Origin of the sequence: Bradyrhizobium sp. 187 (assembly GCF_023101005.1) — a bacterium.
Classification (GTDB): Bacteria; Pseudomonadota; Alphaproteobacteria; order Rhizobiales; family Xanthobacteraceae; genus Bradyrhizobium; species Bradyrhizobium canariense_D.
This window is the reverse complement of record NZ_CP064693.1, coordinates 7,651,672-7,674,099: the sequence shown is the minus strand read 5'-3', so window position 1 is coordinate 7,674,099 and position 22,428 is coordinate 7,651,672. Positions and strand designations below refer to the sequence as shown.

General features: G+C 64.5%; 21 protein-coding genes and 1 pseudogene. 9 read left to right on the top strand and 13 right to left on the bottom strand.

Annotation, left to right across the window (positions count from 1 at the left end; all coding sequences use genetic code 11):
* Positions 1-7: 7 nt before the first annotated feature.
* Complete coding sequence (locus tag IVB19_RS36825; RefSeq protein ID WP_247820849.1) at positions 8-799, bottom strand: phytanoyl-CoA dioxygenase family protein; 792 nt, start codon at positions 797-799, stop codon at positions 8-10.
* A gap of 219 nt (positions 800-1,018) precedes the next feature.
* On the bottom strand, positions 1,019-1,759 hold the full coding sequence (locus IVB19_RS36820) for a sulfate transporter family protein (protein WP_018459591.1): 741 nt from the start codon (positions 1,757-1,759) through the stop codon (positions 1,019-1,021).
* A gap of 192 nt (positions 1,760-1,951) precedes the next feature.
* Between IVB19_RS36820 and IVB19_RS36815 the strand changes: the two genes are divergently transcribed.
* Together IVB19_RS36815 and IVB19_RS36810 are read left to right on the top strand one after the other, a co-directional pair.
* Positions 1,952-3,145 carry a CaiB/BaiF CoA transferase family protein gene (locus tag IVB19_RS36815; protein WP_018459590.1) on the top strand — a complete coding sequence of 398 codons (1,194 nt, stop codon included), beginning with the start codon at positions 1,952-1,954 and terminating at the stop codon, positions 3,143-3,145.
* Positions 3,142-4,089: a hydroxymethylglutaryl-CoA lyase gene (locus IVB19_RS36810; RefSeq protein ID WP_018459589.1), complete on the top strand. Its 948-nt coding sequence runs from the start codon at positions 3,142-3,144 to the stop codon at positions 4,087-4,089. Before IVB19_RS36815 ends, IVB19_RS36810 begins: the two co-directional genes overlap by 4 nt.
* Positions 4,090-4,389: 300 nt before the next feature.
* Here the strand turns inward: IVB19_RS36810 and IVB19_RS36805 are convergent, their stop codons facing one another.
* Positions 4,390-6,825: a heavy metal translocating P-type ATPase gene (locus IVB19_RS36805; RefSeq protein WP_247295837.1), complete on the bottom strand. Its 2,436-nt coding sequence runs from the start codon at positions 6,823-6,825 to the stop codon at positions 4,390-4,392.
* A gap of 50 nt (positions 6,826-6,875) precedes the next feature.
* Here IVB19_RS36805 and IVB19_RS36800 point away from each other — a divergent pair, with 50 nt between their 5' ends.
* Positions 6,876-7,151, top strand: a complete 276-nt coding sequence (locus tag IVB19_RS36800) for a metal-sensitive transcriptional regulator (protein ID WP_007598521.1) — start codon at positions 6,876-6,878, stop codon at positions 7,149-7,151.
* A gap of 103 nt (positions 7,152-7,254) precedes the next feature.
* Here the strand turns inward: IVB19_RS36800 and IVB19_RS36795 are convergent, their stop codons facing one another.
* The gene (locus tag IVB19_RS36795; RefSeq protein WP_018459587.1) at positions 7,255-8,232 is read right to left on the bottom strand and encodes a YiiX/YebB-like N1pC/P60 family cysteine hydrolase; all 978 of its coding nucleotides are present in this window, start codon (positions 8,230-8,232) and stop codon (positions 7,255-7,257) included.
* A 192-nt stretch (positions 8,233-8,424) separates the two neighbouring features.
* On the opposite strand from IVB19_RS36795, the gene IVB19_RS36790 reads away from it, so the two are divergent.
* Both IVB19_RS36790 and IVB19_RS36785 read left to right on the top strand, forming a co-directional pair.
* On the top strand, positions 8,425-9,813 hold the full coding sequence (locus IVB19_RS36790) for a flavin monoamine oxidase family protein (RefSeq protein ID WP_247295839.1): 1,389 nt from the start codon (positions 8,425-8,427) through the stop codon (positions 9,811-9,813).
* Between the two features lie 158 nt (positions 9,814-9,971).
* Positions 9,972-10,961, top strand: a pseudogene (locus IVB19_RS36785) (IS30 family transposase); the annotation flags it as partial.
* 34 nt (positions 10,962-10,995) lie between these two features.
* Here IVB19_RS36785 and IVB19_RS36780 read toward each other — a convergent pair.
* Genes IVB19_RS36780 through pheS form a run of 3 tightly spaced genes read right to left on the bottom strand, consistent with a single transcriptional unit; the run spans position 10,996 to position 15,276 of the window.
* The gene (locus IVB19_RS36780; RefSeq protein WP_018455726.1) at positions 10,996-11,766 is read right to left on the bottom strand and encodes a sulfite exporter TauE/SafE family protein; all 771 of its coding nucleotides are present in this window, start codon (positions 11,764-11,766) and stop codon (positions 10,996-10,998) included.
* 22 nt (positions 11,767-11,788) lie between these two features.
* A complete protein-coding gene (gene pheT, locus IVB19_RS36775; RefSeq protein WP_018455727.1) occupies positions 11,789-14,197 on the bottom strand; it encodes a phenylalanine--tRNA ligase subunit beta in 2,409 nt (802 codons plus the stop codon).
* Entirely contained in the window at positions 14,194-15,276 is a 1,083-nt protein-coding gene (pheS, locus tag IVB19_RS36770) for a phenylalanine--tRNA ligase subunit alpha (protein ID WP_026233010.1), read from the bottom strand. The genes pheT and pheS overlap by 4 nt, the downstream gene beginning before the upstream one ends.
* Positions 15,277-15,427: 151 nt before the next feature.
* On the opposite strand from pheS, the gene IVB19_RS36765 reads away from it, so the two are divergent.
* On the top strand, positions 15,428-15,838 hold the full coding sequence (locus IVB19_RS36765; protein ID WP_026233011.1) for a hypothetical protein: 411 nt from the start codon (positions 15,428-15,430) through the stop codon (positions 15,836-15,838).
* Position 15,839: 1 nt separating this feature from the next.
* On the opposite strand, the gene rplT is transcribed toward IVB19_RS36765, so the two are convergent.
* A complete protein-coding gene (gene rplT, locus IVB19_RS36760) occupies positions 15,840-16,199 on the bottom strand; it encodes a 50S ribosomal protein L20 (protein WP_007598538.1) in 360 nt (119 codons plus the stop codon).
* An 81-nt stretch (positions 16,200-16,280) separates the two neighbouring features.
* Positions 16,281-16,481 (bottom strand): 50S ribosomal protein L35, encoded by a 201-nt coding sequence (rpmI, locus tag IVB19_RS36755; RefSeq protein WP_007598540.1) that lies wholly within the window; start codon positions 16,479-16,481, stop codon positions 16,281-16,283.
* Between the two features lie 270 nt (positions 16,482-16,751).
* Between rpmI and IVB19_RS36750 the strand changes: the two genes are divergently transcribed.
* On the top strand, positions 16,752-17,156 hold the full coding sequence (locus IVB19_RS36750; RefSeq protein WP_026233012.1) for a hypothetical protein: 405 nt from the start codon (positions 16,752-16,754) through the stop codon (positions 17,154-17,156).
* Positions 17,157-17,273: 117 nt separating this feature from the next.
* Here the strand turns inward: IVB19_RS36750 and infC are convergent, their stop codons facing one another.
* Positions 17,274-17,813 carry a translation initiation factor IF-3 gene (gene infC, locus IVB19_RS36745; RefSeq protein WP_085349942.1) on the bottom strand — a complete coding sequence of 180 codons (540 nt, stop codon included), beginning with the start codon at positions 17,811-17,813 and terminating at the stop codon, positions 17,274-17,276.
* A gap of 249 nt (positions 17,814-18,062) precedes the next feature.
* Between infC and IVB19_RS36740 the strand changes: the two genes are divergently transcribed.
* The gene (locus IVB19_RS36740) at positions 18,063-18,875 is read left to right on the top strand and encodes an alpha/beta hydrolase (RefSeq protein ID WP_018455731.1); all 813 of its coding nucleotides are present in this window, start codon (positions 18,063-18,065) and stop codon (positions 18,873-18,875) included.
* Between the two features lie 144 nt (positions 18,876-19,019).
* Positions 19,020-19,487 carry a nuclear transport factor 2 family protein gene (locus tag IVB19_RS36735; RefSeq protein WP_018455732.1) on the top strand — a complete coding sequence of 156 codons (468 nt, stop codon included), beginning with the start codon at positions 19,020-19,022 and terminating at the stop codon, positions 19,485-19,487.
* Positions 19,488-19,504: 17 nt separating this feature from the next.
* On the opposite strand, the gene IVB19_RS36730 is transcribed toward IVB19_RS36735, so the two are convergent.
* The 3 genes from IVB19_RS36730 to IVB19_RS36720 all read right to left on the bottom strand — a co-directional run bounded on the left by IVB19_RS36730 (position 19,505) and on the right by IVB19_RS36720 (position 22,334).
* Positions 19,505-20,302: an acyl-CoA thioesterase domain-containing protein gene (locus IVB19_RS36730; RefSeq protein WP_018455733.1), complete on the bottom strand. Its 798-nt coding sequence runs from the start codon at positions 20,300-20,302 to the stop codon at positions 19,505-19,507.
* A gap of 200 nt (positions 20,303-20,502) precedes the next feature.
* Positions 20,503-21,693, bottom strand: coding sequence for a tRNA epoxyqueuosine(34) reductase QueG (queG, locus tag IVB19_RS36725; RefSeq protein ID WP_018455734.1), 1,191 nt, complete (start codon positions 21,691-21,693; stop codon positions 20,503-20,505).
* Entirely contained in the window at positions 21,642-22,334 is a 693-nt protein-coding gene (locus tag IVB19_RS36720; RefSeq protein ID WP_018455735.1) for a glutathione S-transferase family protein, read from the bottom strand. Before IVB19_RS36720 ends, queG begins: the two co-directional genes overlap by 52 nt.
* Positions 22,335-22,428 lie beyond the last annotated feature (94 nt).

Below are 22,428 nucleotides of genomic sequence, written 5' to 3'. Positions count from 1 at the left end.
GCTCTGACTATAACGTCAGACCACAAGCCCGACGGATGGCGATCTGAACCGGCGAGGGTGGCAACGCCGGGTCGAACTCGCCTGTTGGCAGCAGCGGCGGCTGTGCCATGAAACGCGGGCGCTTCCCCCGGTGAGGTTGCGCGGCGTGAACCAGGAATGGATGGCAGAGATAAACGGTCCCTGCCGCACCGATTGCCAGTTCAACGTCGCAATCTTCCGTAGAAGCGTAACCGTTGGCAGAGATCTGCTCCAGCGTTGCGCCTGCATCGCCATAGGGCAGCAGCTCCCGGGCGATGGTGGCGTGCGAACCTTTCCGTATCTTCGTTGGCGCATCCTCAGGGCCTACGCCCGAGAACAGGAAGAGCATTAGCAATGCGCGTCCGCTGCTCTTCACATTGACGCGCCACTGCATGAAATCCGGATTATCGAAGCCGAAACTCATGTCCACATGCCAGCCATCATCACCAGGGGATTCCGGTGAGGGAAAGCGGACCGGAAAAGTTCCGAGCGCATTGGGCGCGATCCAGCGGCGGTCACCCGCGAGTTGGTCATAGGCTTCGTGCAGGATCGGCGTGTTGTCGGCTTCAATGAATGGTGGCGAGGTCTTGGATCCCACCCGAATGACCGGCTGGGTCCAGCTTTCGGGCTCGTGTGGCGATAGACCAATATCCGCCCACAATTCGTCCCTGCATTGTTCCGCAAGGTGCGTGCTGAAGGCGTTCTCGATCTTGATGAAACCGTCGTCGATGAAGTTTAGGACCCGATGAGAGGTCACGCCGATGCGCTCGGTTTTGGGCATTGCACATTTCTCCGTTCGGCCACCGCGTCAGCGCAGCCGTCTTGATCTGATTGGCGCGATACGCCGGAACGACTTGGTCGCTCAGATCAGCGGGAAGAATGTGGACATGAAAATCATGCTGCGTACCTTACGGCGGCGGAGAGCAAAATCAAGACAAGCGGGACGCAGAGCGCCTCTACGAGGGGGCGTCGTACGAGCGCGCCGCCAAGTCCGCTTGACCTACCGCATCTGCCGCGCCGGCTCGATCAGCTCGGGCCGCGGACCTGACAGCCGCTTGTGCATGTGAACCATGAAGGCCATGGCGAAGATCGGCGTCGCCAGATTGACGATCGGGATCGAGACGAAGGCTGCGATGAACAGGCCCGCGGTGAAGATGGTGGCGGCGTTGTCGCGCCGCATCGCCTTGGCTTCCTCCGGCGAGCGAAACCGCATCGCCGCGAGCTCGAAATATTCGCGGCCGAGCAGCCAGGCCGTGGCGAGGAAGAAGACCAGGAAACCGGCGCCGGCGAAAAGCACCAGCGGTAATGCGACCAGATAGACCAGGATCGTCAGCAGCGCGGTCTTGACGCCCTCGTAGATCGCCTGGCTGAACGGCAGCGCGATCCCCGGCCGCTCCGCCGGATAGTGCTCGCGCTCGACGATGTCGGCGACGTCGTCGACGAACACGCTCGCAACCAGGGAGGTGATCGCGGGCATCAGGAACACAGCCCCGAACACGACGCCGAGGCCCGCGGCGATCGAAATGATCCAGGACAACACCTCGAGCGATGAGTGCCAACCCGGACCGAGCAGGCCTTCCAGCCACGCCTCGCCATAGGTCGCAAACCAGCTCAGCAGCCGCTGCAAGCCGATCGCCAGCACGATGATCAGCACCAGTGCGACGCCGATCGACCGCCACAGGATCGAGCGCATCGGCGGCGAGATCATTTGTGACAGCGCCTTGACGGCGGCATCCAGCATGGGAGTTCCTCTCACGAAATCACCCGCGAGAGGTAGACACCCCGGGCCACTTCGGCAAGGGAGATCGGCGGCACCGCTTATGGCCGGATTGACCGCTGGCATCAACGAAGCCACGATGAATTCGGCAAGACCGTTGCTCCACCAACCCGCTTGACAACAAGCGGAACCAGCGCGGCAAAGGAACAGGCGCATATGGCGATGGAAGAATCGGCGGACGGATTGCCGCTTGCAGGCGTGCGCGTGGTCGAGATGACCCACATGGTCATGGGCCCGACCTGCGGCATGATCCTGGCGCAGCTCGGAGCCGACGTGATCAAGGTCGAGCCGCCTGCGGGCGACAAGACCCGGAGCTTGGGGGGCATGGGGACCGCCTTTTTCCCATTGTTCAACCGCGGCAAGCGCAGCGTGGTGCTGGATTTCGAGAAGACTGAGGATCGCGACACCATGCACCGGCTGCTGGCGACCGCCGACGTGTTCCTTGAGAATTTTCGCGACGGCCAGCTCGGTAAGCAGGGGCTTGGCGCGGACGAATTGCGCCGCCGGCATCCGGGTCTGATCATTGCCGGCCACAAGGGATTCCTCTCCGGTCCCTACGAGCACCGCCCCGCGCTCGACGAGGTGGTGCAGATGATGGCGGGCCTTGCCGCCATGACCGGCACCAGCGAAAAGCCCCAGCGCGTCGGCTCGTCCGCCAACGACATCATGGGCGGCATGTTCGGTGTGATCGCGATCCTCGCGGCGCTCTATCAGAAGCGCGGAGGAAAACGCGACGGCGCCGACATCCGCATCGGCCTGTTCGAGAACTGCCTGTTTCTGGTTGCCCAGCACATGGTCGAATACGAGATGACCGGGAACAAGCCGCGCTCGATGCCGGAGCGCGAGCATGCCTGGCCAATCTATGACATCTTCGAGACCGCCGGCGGCGAGCGCATCTTCATCGGCGTCGTCACCGAAGGCCATTGGCAGAGCTTTTGCCGCGAGTTCGGCCTGACTGAATTCCTCGATGATCCCGCCTTGCGCACCACGACCGATCGCATCCTGGCGCGTGGCCGGATCATTCCGCGCGCGGCCGGGATCATCAGGCAGTGGGACGTGGCAAGACTGTCCGAGAGGCTCGATGCGCTCAACATCTGCTTTTCGCCGATCAACCGGCCCGAGGATCTCTTCACCGATCCGCATGTGCTGCGGCCGGGCGGGCTCGTCAACAATGTCACCGCCGACGGCAAGCCGTTCCGGGTGCCGGCGCTGCCGATCGAATGGAACGGCAGCCATATCGGCGAAGGCCTGAGGGTCGCGCCGCTCGGCGCCGACACTGCGGCCGTTCGCGCCGAGATCGACAATGAAAATGAAGATGTCACGTCAAAAACAACAGGGAGGCGCGGATGAGCCGGATTCAGGAGATTTACCCCGCAGAACGCGTCAGCCTGCGCGAAGTCGGCCTGCGCGACGGGCTCCAGCTCGTGAAGAAAATTCCGTCCACCGACGCCAAGCAACGCTGGGTGCGCGAGGAATATGCCGCTGGCGTGCGGCATTTCGAGGTCGGCTCGTTCCTGCCGGCGAAGACTTTTCCGCAATTCGTCGATGTTCGTGATGTCGTCGCGACCGTCGCTTCATTGTCCGGCGCGCATGGCATCGCGCTTGCGCTCAACGAACGCGGCGTGAACGAGGCGCTGGAATCCGGCGTCGGCGAAATCGCCTCCGTGGTCTCTGCGACGGAAGAGCACAGCCAGGCCAATGCGCACCGCTCGCGCGAGTCCGCCATCGCCAATCTGAAACGCCTGTGCGAGATGCGCGATGCCACCAGCCACAAGCCGCTCGTCAACGCGGCGATCTCGATGGCGCTGGGCTGCTCGATCACCGGGGCGGTCGACCCTGCAGAAGTGCTGCGGCTGGTCGACAAATGCCTCGAAGCCGGTGTCGATTTCGTCGGCATCGCCGACACCGTGGGCTATGCCGGGCCGAAGCAGGTGGCGGAGCTGACGCGCGCCGCGGTGAAGCTCGCAGGGTCGAAGCCGATCTGCATCCATCTACACGATACCCGCGGCATGGGCATCGCGAACGCGGCCGCGGCGCTCGACGAAGGCGCGCGGATCCTCGACGGCTCGCTCGGCGGCCTCGGTGGCTGCCCCTTCGCCCCCGGTGCGACCGGCAATGTCGTGTTCGAGGATCTCGTGTTCCTGTGCGAGAGCAAGGGCTTTGCGACCGGCATCGATTTGGAGAAGCTGATCACGGTGCGCAGGATCCTGCGCGAGGAGATGCCGAACGAGCAGCTCTACGGCGGCCTCGCTCGGGCGGGATTGCCGGGTGGGAGCGCGGCGAAGGCGGCTTAAATCCGCAAGCGGAACGCCCTTCCCTTCTCCCCCTTGCGGGAGAAGGTGGCGCGAAGCGCCGGATGAGGGGTCTCTCTCCGCAAGCTCGAAGGAAAGTAGTCGCGGAGACATACCCCTCACCCGTCTCGCCGCTTCGCGGCGAGCCACCCTTTCTCACAAGGGGAGAGGGGAACGCACCGCCTGCGCGGCAAATCTACTCATGCCGGTGCGCGTGCTGGCGTGCCTTCGTCGGCTCCGCTTCGTCCAGGCTACGCGCATCTTACCGCGTTTCGTGAACGGTGCGAGAGAGAAGGCGCTCGCTCACAGCCGCGTTGCCCGTAGCCGCAGCGCGTTTCCAACGACGCTGACCGAGGACAGCGCCATCGCGGCCGCGGCGATGATCGGCGACAGCAGCACGCCGAACGTTGGATAAAGGATTCCGGCCGCGATCGGAATGCCTGCGGCGTTGTAGATGAAGGCAAAGAACAGGTTTTGCCGGATGTTGCTCATCGTCGCCTGCGACAATTTTCGCGCACGCACGATGCCGGTCAGATCGCCCTTCAGCAAGGTGACGCCGGCGCTCTCCATCGCCACGTCCGTGCCGGTGCCCATGGCGATGCCGACTTCGGCTGCGGCCAGCGCTGGCGCGTCGTTGACGCCGTCGCCAGCCATCGCGACGCTGCGGCCGGCCTTCTGCAGCTTTGTCACCACCGCGCTCTTCTGATCCGGCAGCACCTCGGCCTCGACATCGGCGATGCCGAGCCTGCGCGCGACAGCCTCCGCCGTCGTGCGGTTGTCGCCGGTCAGCATGATGACCTTGATGCCTTCGGCCGCGAGTGCCTTCAGCGCCTCCGGCGTGGAAGCCTTGACCGGATCGGCGATCGCGAACAGGCCGGCGAGCCGGCCGTCGACGGCCATGTTGATCACGGTCGCGCCATCGCCGCGCAGCCGTTCGGCCTCGCCATCGAGCGTTTTGGTGTCGATGCCGATCGACATCAGATATTTGGCATTGCCGAGCACGATGGTTTTGGCGTCGACCTTGCCGGTGGCGCCCTTGCCTGTCGGCGAATCGAATTGCTCGACCTGGCCCAGCGCGAGCTGCTTCTCCTTCGCCGCGCGCATGATCGCGTCGGCCAGAGGATGCTCGCTGGCGCGCTCCACGCTGGCGGCCAAGCGGAGGATGTCATCTTCCGCAAAGCCGGCCGCCGGCACGATCGCGACCACCTTCGGCTTGCCCTCGGTCAGCGTGCCGGTCTTGTCGACCACCAGCGTGTCGATCTTCTCCATCCGTTCCAACGCCTCGGCGTTCTTGATCAGCACGCCTGCCTGCGCGCCGCGGCCGACGCCGACCATGATCGACATCGGAGTCGCCAGGCCAAGCGCGCAGGGGCAGGCGATGATCAGCACGCTGACGGCGGCGACGAGGCCGAAGGCCAGCCGCGGCTCCGGTCCGAACCAGGCCCAGGCTGCGAACGCGATGACGGCAACGGCGATCACCGCCGGCACGAACCAGCCCGCGACCTGGTCGGCGAGACGCTGGATCGGCGCGCGCGAGCGCTGCGCGTCCGCGACCATCTGCACGATCTGCGACAGCAGCGTCTCACGCCCGACCTTCTCGGCGCGCATGATGAAGCTGCCGGACTGGTTGAGCGTGCCGGCGATCACCTTCGCGCCCGTCTCCTTGGTGACCGGCATGGATTCGCCTGTTACCAGCGACTCGTCGAGCGAGGAGCGGCCTTCCAGAATGACGCCGTCGACCGGCACTTTTTCGCCCGGCCGCACGCGCAGGCTGTCACCGGCATGAAGGGCGTCGATTTCGACCTCATGCTCGCTACCGTCGGCATCGACGCGGCGCGCGGTCTTCGGAGCGAGCTGCAGCAGCGCCTTGATCGCACCTGAGGTCGCGTCGCGTGCGCGCAGCTCCAGCACCTGCCCGAGCAGCACCAGCACGGTGATGACCGCCGCGGCCTCGAAATAAACCGCGACCGCGCCTTCATGGCCGCGGAAGGTGGCCGGGAAAATCTGCGGCGTGATGGTGCCGATCAGGCTGTAGACATAGGCGACGCCCGTGCCCATCGCGATCAGCGTGAACATGTTGAGGTTGCGCGTCAGCAGCGACTGCCAGCCGCGGACGAAGAACGGCCAGCCGGCCCACAGCACCACTGGCGTTGCAAAGACGAGCTGGATCCGATTCGACAGCGTCGCATCGATCCAATTGTGCGGGCCCGCGAGATGGCCGCCCATCTCCAGCACGACGGCCGGCAGCGCCAGCGCGCCGCCGATCCAGAACCGCCGCGTCATGTCGGCAAGCTCGGGATTGGGACCGGTCTCCAGGCTCGCCACTTCCGGCTCCAGCGCCATGCCGCAGATCGGGCAGGTGCCGGGTCCGGCCTGGCGGATCTGCGGATGCATCGGGCAGGTGTAGATCGTGCCTGCGGGCATCTCGGGCTCGGGTGTCTTGTCCTTGGCGAGATATTTTGCGGGGTCGGCGGCGAATTTGCTGCGGCAGCCGGCCGAGCAGAAATGGAAGGTCGCGCCGTGATGATCGAAGCGGTGCTTGGACGTCGCGGGATCGACCGTCATGCCGCAGACGGGATCGCGGACTTTTGCCGCGGCGCGGTGGTCATGCGCGTGATAGCCGTGCGCGCCGCAGCATGAGGCAGCCGCGGGCTTCTCGACCGGGACAGCCTTACTGGAACAGCCGCAGCCGGAATGTGTTTCCGGCTTGCGATGGTGCTCGTGTTCGGCGTCGTTCATTGCCACGCTCCGGCCTTGCAAGTGATACCCCAGGGGGGTATATAGTCCGCATGCGCAAGGACATCAAGGCATCCGTCGGAAAACGTCTCGGCCGGATCGAGGGGCAGGTTCGCGGCCTCTCGAAAATGGTCGAGGAAGACCGCTATTGCATCGACATCGTCACGCAGATCTCGGCGGTGCGCGCCGCGCTGCGCCGGGTCGAGGAAGAGGTTCTGAAAGATCACGTCGCCCATTGCGTCGAGCATGCGATCGCGAGCGGCGACAAGGCGGACCAGCGCGAGAAGATCGCGGAGCTGATGGCGGTGATTGGGCGGGCGGAGCGGTAGATCGCCGTCATTGTGAGGAGCGTAGCGACGAAGCAATCCAGACTGCTCAGGCAGAGACCTGGATTGCTTCGCTGCGCTCGCAATGACGATAGTGGAGCGACGGCTACGCCGCCCGTTCGCGCGCCCGACCGCGCCGCCTTGGGCGGTCCATGGCCAGCTTCTTCAGCCGCCGGAAGCGCTCCGAGACGGTGACGCGATCGACCGTCTCCGCTGGGTGCGCGCTCACTTCTTCAGCCGGAATCGGCGCCTCTTCGTCAATCGTTTCAGGAACGAGCGGCGGCGCACGGAACGTTTCTGGAAACACACCGAAGGTGCCGGCTACCTCCTCGAGCGGCTTCTGCTTGTCGGCCCAGTGCAAGGCGGTGTAGTCGAAGCCGTGCACGATGGTGGGTTTGACGACTTCGAAATAGGGCGAGATGTCGAAGTCGCGGGGCATGTAGAGCGAGGAATCGCGGATGTGCAGGATCTCGCGGCGGGCAGCACGGCTGCCGGCCTTGGTGATCTTGGGCAGGATCGGGTAACGCACGGCGTCGAACGCTTGCGCGATCAGGGCCGAGCAGATGATCTTGGTGGGATCGCCCGAGCCGATCGAGATCATGCGCCGCCGCCAGCGCTGCGGGATCGGCAGCGGAAACAGAAAGCGCATCAGGTCGACGATGTTCTTGGTGTCGTAGCCGAAGCCGATGCGGTTGATTGCATAGCGGCAGACCGTGGTGCGGTCCTCATAGGACAGCCCGACCGGGCGGCAGACGCGGGTGTGATAGGGAAAATATTTCGACAGCGGCGCGGAGGTGACGCCTTCGCCGATATTGGCCTCGATCAGCACGTGCGGCTCGCCGTCGGGCTCTTCCGCACCCTCGATCGGGCCGACATAGAGTGCGCCGTGGGACCAGGTCGACTGCGTCAGATATTTGATGATGCCAGAGATGCGGTTGTTGCCCTCGACCAGCAGCACGTCGCCGGGCTCGATGACGCCGCGCAGATGCTCCGGGTCGCTCGGCGTGAACGGCTCATAGCCCGGCACCTCCTTCGAGAGGTACGCGGCAATCAGCTTGCCGACTGAGTCCAGGACCGTCCCCATTTCAAAACTCCCCCACGGCCTTTTCCGGCCGTCTTTTTCTCTTCTCTACCATGGTCGGAACGTGTTGCAATTCGGTTCATCGATTTGTGACATCAAGCACGATTGATTCACCATGATGGTTGCCGCGCAACATCAGATACGGCAAGGTTCGCTAGCTGTTCCCGTTTGCCGCAAGTCTCCGGAAACCATGACATGACAATCACGCGCCGCAGCTTCCTATCGGCGTCGGCGGGCCTTGCCGCGATGCCGGTCCTGCGCGCAACCGCCGCGACCCTGCCGCGCGAGGCTGACATTGTCGTGATCGGCGCGGGCGCGGCGGGAATTGCCGCGGCGCGGCGTATCATGGCGGCCAATCGCAAGGTCGTGGTGGTGGAGGCTGCGTCGCAGATCGGCGGCCGCTGCATCACGGATACGACCACCTTCGACACGCCGTTCGATCGCGGCGCGCGCTGGATGCACAATCCCGACACCAATCCGATGATCCGGCTGGCGCGCAGTGCCGGGCTCGACGTTCTGCCGGCGCCCTCAGGCCAGAAGATGCGCATCGGCCGCCGCAACGCACGGGCCGGCGAGACCGAGGAGTTCCTGGCGGCGTTGGTCCGGGCCAACCGCGCCATCGACGAGGCCGCGCGCGGCAAGCTCGATACCGCCTGCGCCTCGGTGCTGCCGAAGGATCTCGGCGACTGGGCCGGGGCGGCCGAGTTCATGTTGGGTGCGAGCTTCGCCGGCAAGGACCTGAAGGAGCTGTCTGTGATCGACAAGGCGCGTGCACAGGATCGCAACGCCGCGATCGCCTGCCGCCAGGGCCTGGGGACCCTGATCACCAAACTGGGTGAGCAGGCGCCGGTCGCACTGTCGACACCGGCGAGCCGGATCGTCTGGAGCAATCGCGACGTCAGCGTGGAGACACAGGCCGGCAGGATCGCCGCCCGCGCGGCCATCATTACGGTCTCGACTAATGTCCTGACCTCGGGCGCGATCAAGTTCGGGCCTGACATTCCGAAGCGCACGCTCGATGCCGCATCAAAGCTCACGCTCGGGAGCTACGATCACATCGTGCTGCAGCTACCGGGCAATCCGCTCGGCCTGTCGCGCGACGACATCCTGATCGAGCAGAGCAACTCGACGCGCACGGCGCTGATGTTCGCCAATATCGGCGGCTCCTCGCTGTGCTCGATCGATGTCGGCGGCTCGTTCGGCCGTGATCTCACCCAGCAAGGCGAGAAGGCGATGACGGCCTTCGCCAGAGAATGGATCACGAAGCTGTTCGGCAGCGAGGTCGCCGCAGCCGTGCAGAAAGCCAGCGTGACGCGCTGGAACGCCTCGCCGTTCGTGATGGGTGCGATGTCGGCGGCCTCGCCCGGCGGTCAGTTCTCGCGAAGAATCCTCGCCGAGCCGATCGGCAACATGTTCCTCGCCGGCGAAGCCACGCACGAGACGCTCTGGGGCACCGTCGACGGCGCCTGGGAAAGCGGCGAGCGCGCCGCGGACGCGGCCTTGCGCAAGATCGGCGCGCTCAAGGACGAGCCGGCCGACGTCCCGACGCAGTCCACGAAGAAGCGGCGAGCGCCGCGGCAATAGGCAATTGACCTGGACAAGCGCAGCGCAGATCCAGGACCCATGACCCCAGAAGTCGTTTGGCGAAGACTTGTGGTGGCCAGCTCGCGCTACAAACGCTGGGGTAATGGGTCCCCTGAGTTCACAAACGAAGTGCAACACTTCCATCTGGAGGTGTTGCCATGGGGCGGACTTACAAACAGCTCTCCCTTGACGATCGATGCGAGATTGCCCGCCTTTCGGCCAATGGCGGCTCGGTCGGGCAAATCGCGGCAGCTTTGGATCGGCCGCCATCAACGATCTCTCGGGAGCTGAGGCGGAACCGTGGCAGGCAAGTCGGCTACAAGCCAAGCTATGCTCAGCAGCAGACCCGGGCGCGGCGCTGGAAGGGCTCTCGCCTCGAGCGGGACGCCAGCTTGCGCCGCGAGGTCTTGGCAGGCTTGAGCCGCGGTTGGTCACCCGAACAGGTCGCAGGCAGGCTGGCCCGGGAACGTGGCCGTAGGGTGATCTCCTGCGAGAGCATCTACCGCTTCATCTACGCCCAGATCACACGCACGACGGACTTCACCTGGCGGCGCTATCTGCCTCGGGGCAAGAGCAAGCGAGGCCACCGCGGCAAACGAGGCGGGAGCCCCGCAAGCTTCATCGAAGGCCGTGTTTCGCTGGCAGAACGGCCTGCCGAGGTCGCCGATCGCAAAGTCCCGGGCCACTGGGAAGCCGATCTGATGATGTTCTCCAAATACCGGCAGGCCATCCTGGCCGTCCACGAGCGAACCTCGCGCCTGCTGCTCGCCGTTCCCATCGAACGCAAGTTCGCCGCCGGTATCGCTAGCCATCTCGTACGCCTGTTCAAAGCCGTACCGGAGGCACTGCGCCGTACCGTCACCTTCGACAACGGCACCGAGTTCGCCGCCCACCTTTCCTTGCAGCGCCTCTTGATGAAGACCTTCTTCTGCGACCCGCACGCGCCGTGGCAAAAGGGCGGCATCGAGAACGCCATCGGCCGCTTGCGCCGCTTCATCCCCCGAAAGACCGACCTCGAAAAGCTCCCAACCAGGCGCTTCCGTCAGTCCATTGCCGCCTACAACAACACCCCGCGCAAATGCCTTGACTTCAGAACCCCGGCAGAGGCCTTCTCCTCTCAACTGTTGCACTTCGAGTGTGAATCCACCTCCTGGCTTTCGCCAGGACGACTCGCGGAGAGACTTACCGTAACACCCCGTCCAGCAGCGGCAGTCCCGCGATCACCGCGAGCGCGATCAGCGCGTAGCAGATGGCGCGAAACACTTTCTCGCTGGCACGGCCGAACAGCGACGCACCGAAGGCGACGCCGATCGCATAGACCGGCCCGACGATGAGCGATAGCACAAGCGATTCGCGTGAGATCAGGCCTGTGGTCGCGTAACTGATCATCGAGAAGAAATCCGACGCGCCGAAGAACAGCAAGATGTTGGCGCGCGCGACGATCGATGCGACCGGGCGGCCGAGCCAGTAGCCGACGATCGGCGGGCCGCCGGTCTGGGCGAGGCCGCTACAGAAGCCGGAGAGGCTGCCGATGCCGACCGAGAGCCACGCGTGGTCCTTGCCGCGATAGCGCCAGCCCGACAGCAGCAAGAGCAACAGCGCGGCGACGAAGCAGGAGATGATCCACCGCGTCGTAACGGGTTCGAGCACGCTGAGGAAATAGGTGCCGACGGGCACGCCGACCAGCGCGCCCAGCACGATCACGGCGGTGGCCTTGCGGTCGGCCTTGCGCCAGGCGTCAGGCAGCAGCGGCGCGGCCGCGACGAAATCGATCACGAGGAGCAGCGCGGCAACCAGACGCGGCGCCGCGATGCTGCTCGCCAACGGCATGAAGATCAGCGCCGAGCCGAAGCCGGAGAAGCCGCGCGCGGTGCCCGAAACGAAAGCGACGGCGCAGAGCGCCATCGCAATGGTGAGGCTGACGTCCTTTGGAAGAAAGTCAGTGAGATTCATGCTCTATGATTCTCGAGCATGATCATGCTCTCAAAGTGCCGCCGGTCTTCTTCGTCACCTCCGCCACGATTTTCGCGGCGACGGCCTCGATCTCCTGGTCGGTCAGGGTCTTTTCGCGCGGCTGAATCGTCACCGCGATCGCGATCGACTTCTTGCCGTCGTCGATGCCCTTACCTTCGTAGACGTCGAACACGTTCACAGCGGTGATCAGCTTCTTGTCGACGCTCTGAGCCGCGCGCACGATGTCGCCGCCCTTCACGGTGCGGTCGACGATAAAGGCGAAGTCACGCGACACAGGCTGGAATGCCGACAGCTCGATCACGGGCTTGGCACGGGTCGGCTTTTTCTTCGCCTCGGGGATGCGGTCGAGGATCACCTCGAACACCATCAGCGGGCCGCCGGCACCGAGCGCCTCGAGCGCGCGCGGATTCATCTCGCCGAAATAGCCGAGCACGTTTTGCGGCCCGATCTGGATCGTACCGGAGCGCCCGGGATGCAGCCAGGACGGGCCGCCCGCGACGATCTGAAGGGCCTGCATTGGTGCGCCGGCGGCGGCGAGTACCGCGAGCGCATCGGCCTTGGCATCGAACACGTCAGCCTGCGCCGAACCCGACCAGTGTCGTCCCAGACCTTGCGACGACGCAAAGCCGCGGCGGAGGCCGCTTGCCGCCATGAACTGATCCTGCGGGCGATCGCCCTTGAACACCTGCCCTACCTCGAATAGCGCGACATCGCTCAAGCCGCGATCGGCATTGGCCTGCGCCGCCGCGATCAGGCCGGCCAACAGGGTCGGGCGCATGTCGGACAAATCCGACGCGATCGGGTTGGCGACCTCGAGTTCGCGCTGGCCGCCGCCGAACAGCTCTGCGGCTGACTTGGTGATGAAGGACCAGGTCACCGCTTCGATGATGCCGCGGCTCGCCAGCGCGCGCCTGGCGCGGCGGGTGCGGAGCTGGAGCGGGGTCAGCACGGATTTGCGTGCGTCCTCGCCGCGCTCGAACGGCGTCATCGGCACCTTGTCGACGCCGTAGATGCGGACGACTTCCTCGACGATGTCGGCCTTGCCGTGCACGTCGGTCCGCCATGACGGCACCGCGACCTTCACGACGGGCCCCGGGCCCGCCATCATGAAGCCGAGATGAGTCAGGATGCGCTTCATCTCCGGCATCGGCACCTCGATGCCCGAGAGGCGCTTGACCTCGGTCACCGGAAAATCGATCACGCGGTCGTCGCCGAAGCTCTTGCCGACCACGACGTTCTCGGACGGCGTGCCGCCGCACATCTCCAGCACGAGTTTTGTCGCGAGCTCCAGCCCCGGCACCATGAAAGCCGGATCGACACCGCGCTCGAAGCGGTAGCGCGCGTCCGAATTGATGCCGAGCTTGCGGCCGGTCTGGGCGATGTTGATCTCGTTCCACAGCGCCGATTCGATCAGCACGTCGGTGGTAGTCTCGTCGCAGCCCGAGGCCTCGCCGCCCATGATGCCGGCAAGCGATTCGACGCCGTGCTCGTCCGCGATGACGCAAATCGCGGGATCGAGATTGTAGCTGCGGCCGTCAAGCGCGAGCAGCGTCTCGCCGTCGCGGGCGCGGCGCACCACGAGATTGCCCTTCACTTTCTTCGCGTCGAACACGTGCAATGGCCGTGCGCGGTCGTAGGTCATGAAGTTGGTGATGTCGACCAGCGCGTTGATCGGGCGCAGCCCGATCGCGGTCAGTCGCTTCTGCAGCCATTCCGGCGACGGCCCGTTCTTCACGCCACGCACGAGCCGCAGCGCGAAGCCTGGGCACAGCGCCGCGTCCTCGACCGTGACCTTCACCGGGCAGGGGAATTCGCCCTTGATCGGCTTGATTGTGGGGTCCTTGAACTTGCCCATGTCGGCGGCGGCAAGGTCGCGCGCGATGCCGTGCACGCCGGTGCAGTCCTGCCGGTTCGGCGTCAGGTTGATCTCGACTACGGGATCGCCGAGGCCGGCCCATGCGGCGTAGGCAGCGCCGATCGGCGCATCCGCGGGCAATTCCATGATGCCGTCATGGTCGTTGGAAATCTGCAACTCAGCCGCCGAGCACAGCATGCCGCGGCTCTCGACGCCGCGGATGGTGCCGACACCGAGCGTGATGTCCTTGCCGGGAATGTAGGTGCCGGGCGGGGAGAACACGCTGACGAGACCCGCACGCGCATTCGGCGCGCCGCACACCACCTGCACGGGTGCGCCGCCATCACCGGTGTCGACCATGCAGACGCGCAGCCGATCCGCATTCGGATGCTGCTCGGCGGATATCACCTTCGCGATGGTGAAAGGCTTCAGCGCCTTCGCCTTGTCCTCGATGTTCTCGACCTCGAGCCCGATCATGGTGAGCTTCTCGGCGAGCTTGTCCAAGGGCTCGTCGGTGTCGAGATGTTCCTTCAGCCAGGAGAGAGTGAATTTCACGAGCTCAGCCCTCCCGCGAGGGTCGGTACTTCGAGCGGCTTGAAGCCGTAATGGGACAGCCAGCGGACGTCGCTGTCGAACAGCTGGCGCAAATCGGCGATGCCGTATTTCAGCATGGCGATGCGGTCGATGCCCATGCCCCAGGCAAAGCCCTGGTACTCGTCGGGATCGATGCCGCAGGCGCGCAGCACGTTCGGATGCACCATGCCGCAGCCGAGAATCTCGAGCCAGTCCTCGCCCTCGCCGAAGCGGATCTCGCCCTTGTCGCGGCGGCACTGGATGTCGACTTCCAGCGACGGCTCCGTGAACGGGAAGAACGAGGGCCGAAAGCGCATGTTGATGTGGTCCACCTCGAAGAACGCCTTGCAGAACTCGTGCAGGATCCATTTGAGATGGCCGAGATGGGAGTGCTTGTCGATGACGAGGCCTTCGACCTGGTGGAATTGCGGCGTGTGGGTCGCGTCCGAATCGATGCGATAGGTGCGGCCCGGGCAGATCACGCGGATCGGCGGCTTCTGGCTCAGCATGGTGCGCACCTGCACCGGCGAGGTGTGGGTGCGCAACAGCATGCGGGAGCCGTCCTCCTTCGGGTGGAAGAAGAAGGTGTCGTGCATCTCGCGCGCGGGATGGCCTTCCGGAAAATTCAGCTTGGTGAAGTTGTAGTCGTCGGTTTCGATATCGGGGCCTTCGGCAACCGAGAATCCCATGTCGGCGAAGATCGTGGTCAGCTCGTCCCAGACCTGGCTCAGCGGATGGATGCGGCCGGCCTCGGCGGGCGCATCGCGCAGCGGCAGGGTGACGTCGATGGTTTCCGACGCAAGCCGCGCGTCGAGCGCCGCCGATTTCAAGACGTCGCGCCGCGCCGCGAGCGCCTCAGTGACCTTGTCCTTGGCCTGGTTGATCGCGGCGCCTTGCGTCTTGCGCTCGTCCGGGGACATTTTTCCGAGCGTGGCAAGAAGCGCCGAGATCGAACCCTTCTTGCCGAGGGCTGCGACGCGCACCGCTTCGAGGGCGGCCTCATCGCCGGCTGCGGCGATGTGGTCGAGGATGGATGTTTCGAGCATTGCGAGGTCGGACACGGTCAAATCCCTGCTGCCAAATTCGGCTGGGTTGTCGCCGCCCGAAGGCTGTAACGTCAAGCGAAAAGCCGGTCATTTCGGGCTGACGAGCGGCTGGGTTGAACCTCGCGCGGGGGCCTGGCACCAAGGGGGATCCGAGGAGGCTTTCGCGATGCTCTCAAGATCCGGTCTGGCTGCTGTCGCCGCCGTTCTCTTGGTCGCCGGCAACCCGGCGCGCGCCATGGTGTGCATGGAGAAATCCATGACGCTGGACGAGGTCGTCGACACCATCGCTGCTCAGAAGGGCTGCGAAAGCGCGATCAAGGTGTTTCAGGATTGCCAATTGACCGCGAGCGGCGATGTCCAGCTCGGCGCCGCCGTCGAGAAGAAATGCGAGGCGGACTTCATGCCCGGCCTCAACATGGCGCGGAAACAGGCTTACCAACGCGAGATGCGCGTGTGTGACCGGAAGTACCGGAATAAATCCGGCACCATGTATCTGTCGTTCACGGCATTCTGCCGGGCGGAGGTCGCCCGGCGCTACTCGCAACGCGCGCTGAAGGCCGGCGGAGCCGGCCGCTAGCTCAGGCCGCCAGAGCGGCCTTGGCCTTCTCGGCGATCGCCTGGAACGACGCGGGCTCGTTGATCGCGAGATCCGACAGCACCTTGCGGTCCACGGTGATCCCGGACTTGGCCATGCCATCGATAAAGCGGCTGTAGGTCAGGCCGAACGGACGCACGGCGGCGTTGATGCGCTGGATCCAGAGCGCGCGGAACGTCCGCTTCTTGCGCTTGCGATCACGGAAGGCATAGACGAGAGCCTTCTCGACCGCCGGCTTGGCGGTGCGGATCGTGTTCTTGCGGCGGCCGCGGAAACCCTTGGCGGCCTTGTAGACTTTCTTGTGCTTGGCGTGGGCGGTCACACCGCGTTTGACGCGAGCCATGACAAAAATCCTTCGAAAGATGACTTGATGTTCGGATCGCCGCGAAAGCTGCGGCGCGGGTGGCAATGATCGTGGACGCGATCAGGCGTTCGGCAAGAAGTACTTCTTGACGTTGTCGCCGTCGGTCTTGAACAGCACGGCGGTGCCGCGCAGCTGCCGGATCTGCTTCTTCGTCCGCTTGATCATGCCGTGACGCTTGCTGCGATGAGCGAACATCACTTTGCCGGTGGCAGTCACCTTGAAGCGCTTTTTAGCGCCCGATTTGGTCTTCAGCTTGGGCATTTGGCTCTCCTAATGGCCATAGAAATCCGCCCGCAAAGGCGGCTGGCCGTCAAAATGCTCGTTAGAGCGTTGATTGTGCTCAGGTTTTACGAACAAGCGCGAAACCCGCACGGACACCGCCACGGCAGCCCTTAATCAGCCGGGCAATGAAGGCTGGGCTTATGACAGAGGACGGGCGAATTGGCAACGATGAACCGGTGGAACCTAGCCGGCGACTATCCGGAATTGCTAACCTCATGTCCGAGCCGTGTGACCCGGAGCAGGACCAGAATGCCCCCTTTTTCCCAAACGCTGTCGTCCTTGACTGATGTCGCTCGTCCGCGCTGCCTGGCGCTGTTGGCCGTGCTCGCCATGGCCGCGTTTCCGTCGAGTGCCAATGCGCGCATCCGCGGCTATGACGGCGTCTGGAACGTCACCTTCGCCACCACCCGCGGCAATTGCAGCTCGGGCTACAGCGTCCCCTTCACCGTCACCGGCAGCCGAGTGTCGTCCGCCGGCGGCGGTCGGGTCTCCGGCAGGGTCAATCGCAGCGGTACCGTCGCGGTCCAGGTCTCGGTCGGGGCCTCCCATGCCAGCGGCGGCGGCCGCCTCGCTGGCGTGAACGGCGCCGGTTCGTGGAGGGGTATCATCTCCGGCGATCAGTGCAGCGGCACCTGGCATGCGACGAGGACGTAATTATCGCCTCCAGAGGACGGTGCGCTCTCTCTTGCGCAAGCGGGAGAGGCAAAAAAACAAAACGGCCCGCCGGAGATCCGGACGGGCCGTTGAATTCTTCAGCCTAAAGAACCAGCGTCAGCGCGGCGCCAGCACCATGACGACCTGACGGCCCTCGAACCGCGCGTCCTGCTCCACCTTGGCGAGCTCGGCGACGTCGGTCTTGATCTTGTCGAGCAGCTTGGTGCCGATCTCCTGGTGCGCCATTTCGCGGCCACGATAGCGCAGGGTGATCTTGACCTTGTCGCCTTCTTCGAAGAACCGCTGCATGGCGCGCATCTTCACTTCGTAATCGTGGTCGTCGATCATCGGGCGGAGCTTGATCTCCTTGATCTCGACGATCTTCTGCCGCTTGCGGGCTTCGGCGGCTTTTTTCTGCGCGGAATACTTATACTTCCCGTAGTCCATGATCTTGCAGACGGGAGGGCTGACGTTCGGCGAGATCTCGACCAAATCCATGCCGGCTTCCTGGGCCAAGCGGATAGCCGCGACGGTCTCGATGGTGCCCTTGTTGTCACCGGTCTGATCGATCAGCTGGATCTGCGCATTGCGAATATCGTCATTGATGCGCGGCCCGTCTTTGGCGGCAGTGGGCGGGGCTTTATTTGGACGGCGAATGGGTGGTTCTCCAAAGTTATGAAAAGAGGCGGCTATTTTGCAGGAAGATACGGTTGCCGGCAAGCAATCGCTCGTGCGGCGGTCGAAAAAGCCTCAAATGCGAGGCATTTTGGCCACGGCGGGGCACGCAGAGGGACATAGACACCTTGCTTCTGTTCCGCAAGCGTCCCAAAGGGCCAATGCCGACGTCCGGCTGCGCTGCGGAGCACGTCCGGACAGCTCAAACCGCACAGCCAGAGTAAACGTTCCATGAATCACCCAATTCCCGATGCCGTGCTCGACTTCATCGATGTGGGCGAAGGCCCGTCCACACGCCGGATCGCGGTGCGCCGCCGCGCGGCCCAAGAATCAAGTCAAGGACCTGGGCTGGTCTGGCTCGGCGGTTTCAAGTCGGACATGCAGGGCAGCAAGGCCGTGGCGCTGGACGAATGGGCCCGGGATCACGGCCGCGCCGTGGTCCGGTTCGATTATTCCGGCCACGGCGAATCCGGTGGCGATTTCGTCGACGGAACCATCGGGCGCTGGCTCGAGGAAAGCGTCGCGGTATTCGAGCGGTTCTGCGACGGCCCGCAAATCCTGATCGGCTCGTCCATGGGCGGCTGGATGGCGCTGCTGCTCGCGCGCGAGATCAAAAAGCGGCAAAAGAAACTGCAAGCCAAAGCCTCGCTGGCGGGCCTGGTGCTGATCGCGCCGGCGCCCGATTTCACCGAGGAGCTGATGTGGAAGAATTTTCCGGCCGCGGTGAAGAAAGAAATCGAGACCAAAGGCGTCTGGCTGAGACCGTCGAACTATGGCGACGGCTTGCCCTATCCGATCACGCGGAATCTAATCGAGGAGGGACGCAACCACCTCCTGCTCGGCAGCGCCATCGATCTCGGCTGTCCCGTCCGCATCCTGCAAGGTGCGCAGGATCCTGACGTGCCCTGGCAGCACGCGTTCGCCCTGACCCATCGCCTGCCGGCCGACGACGTCGTGCTGACCATGATCCAGGACGGCGATCACCGCCTCTCGCGCCCGCAGGACATCGCCCGCATTCTTGCCGCCGTGGCCGAGATCGGGTGAAATCGTCACCTAGCACTCGGTGTCATCGCCCGACTTGATCGGGCGATGCAGTATTCCAGAGGCGCTCGTGCTCAAGCCGAGAAGCCGCGGCGTACTGGATGCCCCGGTCGGGGCATGACTGAGAATGGGAGGGGAGAATCGCCGATGACCACCACCGCCATGCTGCGCGCCTTCTGCGACGCCGTCGAACAACGCAACGGAAAAGCCTTTGCGGATCTCTTCACCGAGGACGGCGTCTATCACGACGTGTTCTATGGCGCCTTCGCCGGCCGCGAGAAGATCGCCGCGATGATCGACGACTGGTTCTATCGCACGGCGACCGACTTTCGCTGGGACATGCACGACCCGGTGTCGAACGGCACCACGCTCTATGCGCGCTACACGTTCAGCTATCGCTCGATCTTGCCGGAGGCTGATGGCGCGCGGGCGATGTTCGAGGGCGTGGCGATCATGACGCTCCGGGACGGAAGGATCGTCAGCTATCACGAGGTCGCCAACACCGCGCCGGCGTTTGTCGATTTGAAGTTTGCGCCGGAACGGATTGCGAAGATCGTCGCCAGACAGGGCGCGGAGCTCAAGGCGCGGCCGGAGATGAAGCGACATTTGGGTTAGCCGTCGTTCTTGCGCACCTACCGCTTCGACGGATTTACCATCGGCTTGCGCTGCGCCAGCGCCGCGACAGTGGCGGTGCCGATCGGGCCCTGCTCGTCATAGAGCCAGCATTCGCCGATCGCCACACCGTCGGTGGCCTGGTGGTTCACCACCTCGAAGCCGATCCAGTTCGTCACCGGCAGGCGGTGCAGATAGATCGTGACGTCGCTGTTGATGTAGCCGAGCCCCTTGTCGCCGGCGTTCGCGAACGGACTGGCGAAGTCCGCGCCGATGGCGACATGGACGAACGGCGTCATCGGCACGCCCGCGACCAGCTCGCGCACCTCGCTCATCCAGAGCTTTCGTGGCCCGAGCGAGCCCATGTGACCGACGATCGGTCGCGTGGTCCATTTGCCGTTCATGCCGAGCCTGGGATCGGTCGGCTTGGGAATGTCGGCCGGCTTCGGCACGTCCCAGTTCGGCGGCGACCAGACATTGCCGTCGGGATTCTGCGTTCGCCGTAACAGCTGGCACGAGGCGCGCGCCATGCCGATGCCGCCGGAAAAGAACTCTGCTTCCACGACGCGGATGCGCATCCCGTCGCGCACCAGCCGTGTCGTCACCTCGATCGGCTTGTCGATGGTGGGCAGCCGAAACATATCGACGGTCAGCCGCGCCGGCACGAATTCAGGACCGGAATGGCGCTCCTCGATGGCGAAGCCGAGCAGGCCGACGATGACGCGTCCGTGCAGCGATGTCGGATCCCACGGCCCATTGGCGACTTCCGTCGGGTGGAATGTGTCGCCGTCGCGGGTGAAGAAAGGCATGTTTGTCATGACGCGCGAGCTTGGAGGAACGTGCGGGGAAATCAAGATGCTCAATCCTCGTGGTGAGGAGGCGCGAAGCGCTCTTACCACAACAACGGTGTCATCGTCCGGCTTGACCGGGCGATCCAGTACTCCGCGGCGCTCGTGATTGAATCGATAGGCCGCGGCGTACTGGATGCCCCGGTCAAGCCGGGGCATGACACCGAGGATTAGGAAGCGAGCTCCCACTCCTCGCGCACGCCGTCATCACGCTCGCGCGCTATGGCGGTTGCTCTCATCGTTTCGAACTCATCCCGCGGCACCAACTGCCCCAGCGCCCATACCGCAGCCCCGCGTACCAGCGCGCTCTCATCCTCCAGCAATCGCCGCGCCTCGTCCGCCAGTGCCGCATCACCGGAGTTGCCGATCGCGATCAGCACGTTGCGCAAAAAGCGGTCGCGGCCGATGCGTTTCACCGGCGATTTGGTGAACAGCGCGCGAAACGCAGCGTCGTCGAGCCGTGCGAGCTCGGCAAGACCTGGCGCGCGCAAAGCGTCACGTGCGGCGAGCTTGGCCTCACGGCCCTCCTGCGCGAACTTGTTCCAGGGACAGGCGGCGAGGCAATCGTCGCAACCATAGATGCGGTTGCCGATGCTTTTACGAAATTCGCGCGGGATCGGGCCCTTGTTCTCGATGGTGAGATACGAGATGCAGCGCCGCGCATCGAGCCTGTAGGGCGCGGGAAAGGCCGCGGTCGGGCAGATGTCGAGGCACGCCCGGCACGAGCCGCAATGATCGATCTCGGCGTCGTCGCGCGGCAGTTCCAGCGTGGTGTAGATCGCGCCGAGAAACAGCCATGAGCCGAATTCGCGCGAGACCAGATTGGTATGCTTGCCCTGCCAGCCCAGATGCGCGGCTTGCGCCAGCGGTTTCTCCATCACGGCCGCAGTGTCGACGAATACTTTCACTTCACAAGGCTTCACCTCACAAGTTGCGGTCGCGACCAGCCATCGCGCCAGTGCCTTCAGGCGCTTCTTGATGAGGTCGTGATAGTCGTCGCCCTGCGCATAGACCGAGATCGCCGCGCGCGTGCGCTGTTGCAGGATCGCGAGCGGATCCTGGTCGGGGCCGTAATTGACGCCGAGCATGATGACGCTGCGCACGTCCTGCCACAGCCCGCGGGGATCGACCCGGCGCTCCGGCTGCGCGGCGAGCCAGTCCATGTCGCCATGGCCGCCGGATGCGATGAATTCGAGAAAGTGTTTTCCGGCGCTTTCGATCGTGCCGGGCTCCGTAATGCCGATGCAGTCGAAGCCGAGCGCACGTGCTTCGTTTGCCAGCGCCGTCTTCAGTTCGGTCGGATCGGAGTTCAGAAGTCCAGGTCCACGTAGGTCCGCGACGCCGGCACGCCCGCCAGCCATTCGCTCAACAGCGGACGGAACGACGGGCGGGATTTCACCCGTGCGTACCAGGCCTTTGCCGCGTCGTCCTCGCTCCATGGCACGTCGCCCAGATAGTCGATCGCCGAGAGGTGCGCCGCGGCGGCGAGATCCGCGTAGGTGAGCCGGTCGCCGGCGAGGAAATTACGCGTCTGCGCCAGCCAGCCGATATAGGCCAGATGATAGCGCACGTTTGCCTTGGCGGCGCGCATCACGTCGGCCGAGGGCGGGCCCCCGCCGTTGTCCTCGCTCATGAAGCGCTTGTAGATGCGCTCGGTGACGAGCGGGTGGGAGACTTCCTCGAAAAACTTTTCGTTGAACCAGGCCATCAGCCGGCGGACCTCGACGCGCTCGCCGATCGTGTCCGGCATCAGGCGCTTAAGTCCCATCTCAGAGCCATAGGCCTCGTCGACATATTCGGCGACGATCGCCGCGCCCGGGATCGGCGGCTGCTCGTCGTCCACCAGGACGGGCGTCGTGCCCGCCGCATTGAGCAGCAGAAATGCTTCGCGCCGCTCCCAGCTGCGCTCTTCGATCAGCTTCAGCTCAAGCCCGTATTCTCCCGCGATCAGGCGGATGAACCGCGAATGCGGACAGAACGGATGATGAAACAGCGTAAACATGAAGCCTTTGACTATGTGATGGTGCTTAAGAATCCATCAATGTTTTGTGCGGCGCCACACTAGTCATTCAAAACCGCGAAGCAAGGGCGCGACG

Bases quoted from the DNA above. Each gene is read 5' to 3' on its own strand.
- IVB19_RS36790 (WP_247295839.1), top strand. From the start codon at position 8,425: ATGACAATCACGCGCCGCAGCTTCCTATCGGCGTCGGCGGGCCTTGCC.
- IVB19_RS36805 (WP_247295837.1), bottom strand. From the start codon at position 6,825: ATGAACGACGCCGAACACGAGCACCATCGCAAGCCGGAAACACATTCC.
- IVB19_RS36810 (WP_018459589.1), top strand. From the start codon at position 3,142: ATGAGCCGGATTCAGGAGATTTACCCCGCAGAACGCGTCAGCCTGCGC.
- IVB19_RS36720 (WP_018455735.1), bottom strand. From the start codon at position 22,334: ATGTTTACGCTGTTTCATCATCCGTTCTGTCCGCATTCGCGGTTCATC.
- IVB19_RS36825 (WP_247820849.1), bottom strand. From the start codon at position 799: ATGCCCAAAACCGAGCGCATCGGCGTGACCTCTCATCGGGTCCTAAAC.
- rpmI (WP_007598540.1), bottom strand. From the start codon at position 16,481: ATGCCCAAGCTGAAGACCAAATCGGGCGCTAAAAAGCGCTTCAAGGTG.
- IVB19_RS36800 (WP_007598521.1), top strand. From the start codon at position 6,876: ATGCGCAAGGACATCAAGGCATCCGTCGGAAAACGTCTCGGCCGGATC.
- IVB19_RS36765 (WP_026233011.1), top strand. From the start codon at position 15,428: ATGCTCTCAAGATCCGGTCTGGCTGCTGTCGCCGCCGTTCTCTTGGTC.
- IVB19_RS36750 (WP_026233012.1), top strand. From the start codon at position 16,752: ATGCCCCCTTTTTCCCAAACGCTGTCGTCCTTGACTGATGTCGCTCGT.
- queG (WP_018455734.1), bottom strand. From the start codon at position 21,693: ATGGCTGGCGGGCGTGCCGGCGTCGCGGACCTACGTGGACCTGGACTT.
- IVB19_RS36780 (WP_018455726.1), bottom strand. From the start codon at position 11,766: ATGAATCTCACTGACTTTCTTCCAAAGGACGTCAGCCTCACCATTGCG.
- IVB19_RS36735 (WP_018455732.1), top strand. From the start codon at position 19,020: ATGACCACCACCGCCATGCTGCGCGCCTTCTGCGACGCCGTCGAACAA.
- IVB19_RS36815 (WP_018459590.1), top strand. From the start codon at position 1,952: ATGGCGATGGAAGAATCGGCGGACGGATTGCCGCTTGCAGGCGTGCGC.
- IVB19_RS36740 (WP_018455731.1), top strand. From the start codon at position 18,063: ATGAATCACCCAATTCCCGATGCCGTGCTCGACTTCATCGATGTGGGC.
- IVB19_RS36795 (WP_018459587.1), bottom strand. From the start codon at position 8,232: ATGGGGACGGTCCTGGACTCAGTCGGCAAGCTGATTGCCGCGTACCTC.
- rplT (WP_007598538.1), bottom strand. From the start codon at position 16,199: ATGGCTCGCGTCAAACGCGGTGTGACCGCCCACGCCAAGCACAAGAAA.
- IVB19_RS36730 (WP_018455733.1), bottom strand. From the start codon at position 20,302: ATGACAAACATGCCTTTCTTCACCCGCGACGGCGACACATTCCACCCG.
- IVB19_RS36820 (WP_018459591.1), bottom strand. From the start codon at position 1,759: ATGCTGGATGCCGCCGTCAAGGCGCTGTCACAAATGATCTCGCCGCCG.